Raw genomic sequence first — 4,480 nt, 5'->3', positions numbered from 1 at the left:
CTCGGCGCCGTCGAACACCCGGACCTGGCTGAGGTCGGCGCGAACGGTCAGCGTGCGACGCACATGCGTATGAGGTACCGTGTAGTCGTTCAGGTCGAAGCGCACGTAGGGTGTCTTGCCGACCTTCACGGCTACGTGTTCTTCGACCGGGAATGGATTGTCGGGTAGCGCCAACAGCAACGATTGCTCCTGGGCAAACGCCTCACGCACGGTCATCGTGCGATCCTCGGGGCACGGGCGATCGGCTGCCTGTGTGCGACACCATTGCTCGGCCTGCGTGTTCAGGTCGTCGAGGTCAGTGAACTTGCGCGTGGGAACACGTCGTGCCGTTCTACGTGTTCCCGCCGGAGATTCGACGGGTTGTCTACACAACGAATGCCATTGAAAGTCTGAACATGCAACTGCGCAAGATCATCAAGACACGCGGCCGCTTCCCGAATGTCGAGGCGGCCACCAAGCTACTCTGGCTGGCGCTGCGCAATGTCCTGGCCAAGACCGTGCGGGCCGCCTTCGACTGGAAAAATGATATGAACGCCTCCCACCCGTGAGTGGCGTAGCTTGCAGGAAGGCTGAGCCTTACGGGCCAATGGCATCAAAGTGCCCAGATGGAAGACCATAGGGGTTTTCCTGGCAAACCGGAGGCTCCGAAATGAAGCACACGACAGTGGGTGTGGACATTGCAAAGAACGTGATGCAGCTCCATTACATCGACGCAGAGACGGGCGAGATCGTAAATAAGCCGGTAAAGCGAGCCGCGTTTCTGGAGCATTTCGCAAATTTGACTCCCCGCCTCATCGGCATGGAAGCCTGCGGTGGTTCCCAACACTGGGCCCGTAAGCTGATCGCGATGGGCCATCAGGTGAAGTTGACGCCGGGCAAGTTCGTCAAGGCGTTCGCAATGGGTAACAAGAACGATGCGACTGATGCGCGAGCCATCTGGCTTGCCGTACAGCATGCAGGCAAGGCCGTCGCGGTGAAGACTGAAACGCAGCAGGCCGTGCTGGGGCTGCACCGGATGCGAGAGCAACTGGTGAAGTTCCGCACGATGCAGGTCAATAGTCTGCGCGGCTTGCTAACCGAATACGGTGAAGTGATGGCCAAGGGACGGGCTGCGCTCGACAAGGCAATTCCAAGTGTCCTGGAGCGGCTGGTTGATCGTCTGCCCTCGATCCTGATCGACACACTGCGAGAGCAGTGGAGTGGATTGTCGGAACTGGACAGACAGATTGCCGAAATTGAGCGGCGTCTGCAGGCGTGGCAGAGAGAGGACAAGGCATGCAAGGCGATTGTTGCCATACCGGGCGTTGGTCTGCTGACGGCGACAGCGGCAGTAGCCACTATGGGCGATGCGAAGACGTTCCGGTCCGGGCGCGAGTTCGCAGCCTGGATCGGACTGGTGCCACGGCAGACCGGTACGGGTGGCAAGGTCCAGTTACTGGGGATCAGCAAACGAGGAGATACCTATCTGCGCAAGCTGTTGATCCACGGGGCCCGAAGCGTGCTGTGTCTCGCAAAGGAACCCGGATTATGGGCCGAAGGCATCAAGAAGCGGCGACCGTTGAATGTAGCAGTCGTGGCACAAGCGAACAGGATGGCTCGCACGATCTGGGCGATCTTGGCGCACGACAGGCAGTACGACAAGGACTATGTGAGCGTGAAACCGGTCTGACCGGCGCACGCCGCGTAGAAGGTAGATCAATTTTTACAGGATGACACGTCGAAAGGTTGCGCTGGCAATCGTATGTAATGACAAAACAGGTCGGACCGGGACTCGCCAAACCTGAATCGCTGAGTGAGCTTCTAGCTCGTCGGAAAAATGAGGCGCGGGTCAGCGGATTTCATGGTGGGCCGCAGCATGTCAGGCTGCAACAAGCCCGGATATAAAGCTGCAACCCATCCTGTCGTAGTCAGCACACACGAAAAACCTTCGCAAACGGGAGGCGTTCATATAATCAGCGATGAATCAGTTTGCTATCCTGTTCGGCGAGCGATTTATGCAGGCGCGTGGATAACCCGAGTTGTTCAACCGCCTCGCCCACAAAAATGCGGACAGGTTCAAACGGAGAGAGGCGCCTGTAAAATGGGCAGAAGGAAATTTCAGCACTCCACGTGCTCCGCTCTCGCAACATGCTTCAGATATCGGCAAAGCATTTTCCGGCAGCGGAAGTCAGGCCCGCTTTTTCGTCCAGTCCAATATTTCCCGGACATAGGCCCACACCACGTCAGGCATGTTCCGAAAATCGCTCGTGCCCGCAGGTGCCAACCACTTGTCCAGCGTCTTGCTCGGGACGCTGATACGCTGCGCGAACTCCGCACGTGTCATGCCGAGTATCGCCATCGCATCGCGTAAAAATACCTGCTGCGCAGTGCTCGAAGTCGGCCTATTTGTGACCACTCGTTTCCTCTTGCTTACAAATCCCGATCAGGCGTCGGAGACGCATCCGGATCATCGAGCTTTTGGGCCAGATCAAGCGTTAAAAGCTGCCGCACGGCGGTGACGAAATCCTCTGCCCGCGCAACTGCCCAACGCGCCTTGTCCATGGGAATGTTTCCGGCACCATAATCCGCGATCCCGCGCAGACTTTCCACCTGTCGGAGCGATCGGCCGTATTCGGGTTGCATCAGCCCTTCTTTCACGAGCTTCAGACCAAATGCCGCGATCACGCCGCTATGCGTTCCCGGCGATTGCTCAACAACTCCAACACCGAGCAACGCAGCATGAGCGGCGTCAAACATCGCGTAGTACGCGCGGTTACACGCACCCTCGCGCCCACCCACTTGCAGTAACACATGGGCCTCCGCCAGCGCGCGTGCCGCTTTCGCCATGTAGTCGGCGTAAGTCATACTCATAGCAGAATTCCTTCGCGACGGATATTCTCGATCAGAACCGGATTGCTAAATCGTTCGGGATGCTCCAGTTCATCCTCCCAAAGCGGCAGGGCACCGACCAGAACCCCAGTTTCGAGCAATACATCAAACGACGTGCTGGCCATGTCCAGCACAATGTCTGTGCGCTCGCCGTGAACGCCGCTCAGGATGACCGCGATATCGGCATCGCTATCGTCCGTATGTTCGTGACGTGCCCGACTGCCAAAGAGGATTGCCCGGCTAACCGGGTAGCGTTGAGCGATGCGTTTCAGGAACTCTTCGGCTGCGTGAGCAGTTTGGGGATCGACAGCTACGTCCATATTGCCCTCCTCGACGGGATTTACTTTTATACCCCCAATGGGGGTTGTTTGCAAGATGGATCGCTTCACCAACAAGCCTTTATCTCACGAAGTACCGCAAGACGTCGTCGACTCCACGCAGATGTCGCGCACTCGCGCACCTCTTCGGCTCGAGATTCACTCATTGGACGGTCCCAACCGAAGCGTGGCAGGCGACGGGGACCGATCGCGAGCCAGGTCAGTTAGGCGCCGGCGGAATCGTCCGCTTCGGCAATGCCCCCATCTTGAACGCTCAGGGGGCGATCAAGTGGGTTGGTTGAGGACTTCGACGTCGAAGCCCCCCCGGCTAGCCGTAATTCACCACACGCATGGCGTCCTCACCGATCACCTCAGGGCAACGTCCGAGTACTCCGCGTCAAGCAGCGTGATCATCACGATCGCGCACGACTGCCCCTTTGCTGCAGCGATCTGGCCAGCCAACCGCTTCAGTTCCGCTGTCCACTCAGTAATCTGCCGCTCGAGGACTGCTCTTCGTCGTACATCTTTGTCATGCGTTTTCCTTGTCGGTTTTCGGATCAATGATTTCGCCAAAGGCCGGCAACAGGCACTCCGCATCGTACGCGCCAAATATGCGACCGACGCGCATCCCGACGGTCGGGCGACCTCTCAAGATTGATCATCGCGTCCGCACACATGCTTTCTTGGCCGCTTGCCACGTTATTTGGCGTTGTCGTCCCATTCGCCGCCTGTAGGCGTGTTATGTACCGTCTTGTGGCATTGGAAGGTGCTGTGATCGTCTCGTATCAGATGTTCGACGATCCCATCGAGACGGCCGCGCGCAAGCTTGATTGCGCCCTCCTTTCGAAACGGGCAGTTCTCGCACGGGCGACGCAGTTTGAAAATGGTTTTCGACGACATCACTCATCAACTTTTCCTATCAGATCCCGCACGCCTCCTTCGGCACATCGACGGCGCATGCTCGGCGATATCGTGCCGTTCATCTAGTGTCCCGTTCCGTTGTTAACCGAACTATGTTCGCGTAGCATGTAGACGTCAACGGAACGGGAGACGTCAACATGGCGATGGGACGACCGAAGGCGGAACTGGTGCTGAGCGAAGACGAGCGCTCGCAACTGATGTCGATCGCGCGTTCTCGCTCGATTTCGGCTGCGTTGGTCACGCGGGCGCGCATCGTGCTGGCGGCCGCTGACGGCGAACCCAACAGTGCGATCGCGCAGCGCCTGCAAATCAGGCGCGCCACAGTGGGCAAATGGCGCCTGCGATTTCTGGAGCAGCGCATCAACGGACTCTAT

General features: G+C 58.2%; 4 protein-coding genes and 2 pseudogenes. 3 read left to right on the top strand and 3 right to left on the bottom strand.

From position 1 onward, the window contains the following. Window positions 1-216: pseudogene (locus tag BT264_RS36975) on the bottom strand (IS21 family transposase); the annotation flags it as partial. A gap of 92 nt (window positions 217-308) precedes the next feature. Between BT264_RS36975 and BT264_RS36970 the strand changes: the two are divergent. Beyond that, window positions 309-548: pseudogene (locus BT264_RS36970) on the top strand (transposase); the annotation flags it as partial. A 101-nt stretch (window positions 549-649) separates the two neighbouring features. Continuing rightward, window positions 650-1,669, top strand: coding sequence for an IS110 family RNA-guided transposase (locus tag BT264_RS36965; RefSeq protein ID WP_072445464.1), 1,020 nt, complete (start codon window positions 650-652; stop codon window positions 1,667-1,669). A 740-nt stretch (window positions 1,670-2,409) separates the two neighbouring features. Here BT264_RS36965 and BT264_RS36955 read toward each other — a convergent pair. Further along, the gene (locus tag BT264_RS36955) at window positions 2,410-2,850 is read right to left on the bottom strand and encodes a HEPN domain-containing protein (protein ID WP_208457454.1); all 441 of its coding nucleotides are present in this window, start codon (window positions 2,848-2,850) and stop codon (window positions 2,410-2,412) included. After that, window positions 2,847-3,188 carry a nucleotidyltransferase family protein gene (locus BT264_RS36950; RefSeq protein ID WP_072445461.1) on the bottom strand — a complete coding sequence of 114 codons (342 nt, stop codon included), beginning with the start codon at window positions 3,186-3,188 and terminating at the stop codon, window positions 2,847-2,849. The genes BT264_RS36955 and BT264_RS36950 overlap by 4 nt, the downstream gene beginning before the upstream one ends. A 1,055-nt stretch (window positions 3,189-4,243) precedes the next feature. Here BT264_RS36950 and BT264_RS36935 point away from each other — a divergent pair. Continuing rightward, the coding region (locus BT264_RS36935; RefSeq protein WP_143156774.1) for a helix-turn-helix domain-containing protein at window positions 4,244-4,480 on the top strand (237 nt) is incomplete at its 3' end.

Origin of the sequence: Burkholderia sp. NFPP32 (assembly GCF_900119325.1) — a bacterium.
Lineage (GTDB): Bacteria > Pseudomonadota > Gammaproteobacteria > Burkholderiales > Burkholderiaceae > Burkholderia > Burkholderia pyrrocinia_C.
Note: the sequence above shows the minus strand (reverse complement) of the source record. Positions and strands in the feature narration are given on the sequence as shown.

Coding starts and splice junctions, on each gene's coding strand:
- BT264_RS36950 (WP_072445461.1), bottom strand. CDS start 3,188: ATGGACGTAGCTGTCGATCCCCAAACTGCTCACGCAGCCGAAGAGTTC.
- BT264_RS36955 (WP_208457454.1), bottom strand. CDS start 2,850: ATGAGTATGACTTACGCCGACTACATGGCGAAAGCGGCACGCGCGCTG.
- BT264_RS36965 (WP_072445464.1), top strand. CDS start 650: ATGAAGCACACGACAGTGGGTGTGGACATTGCAAAGAACGTGATGCAG.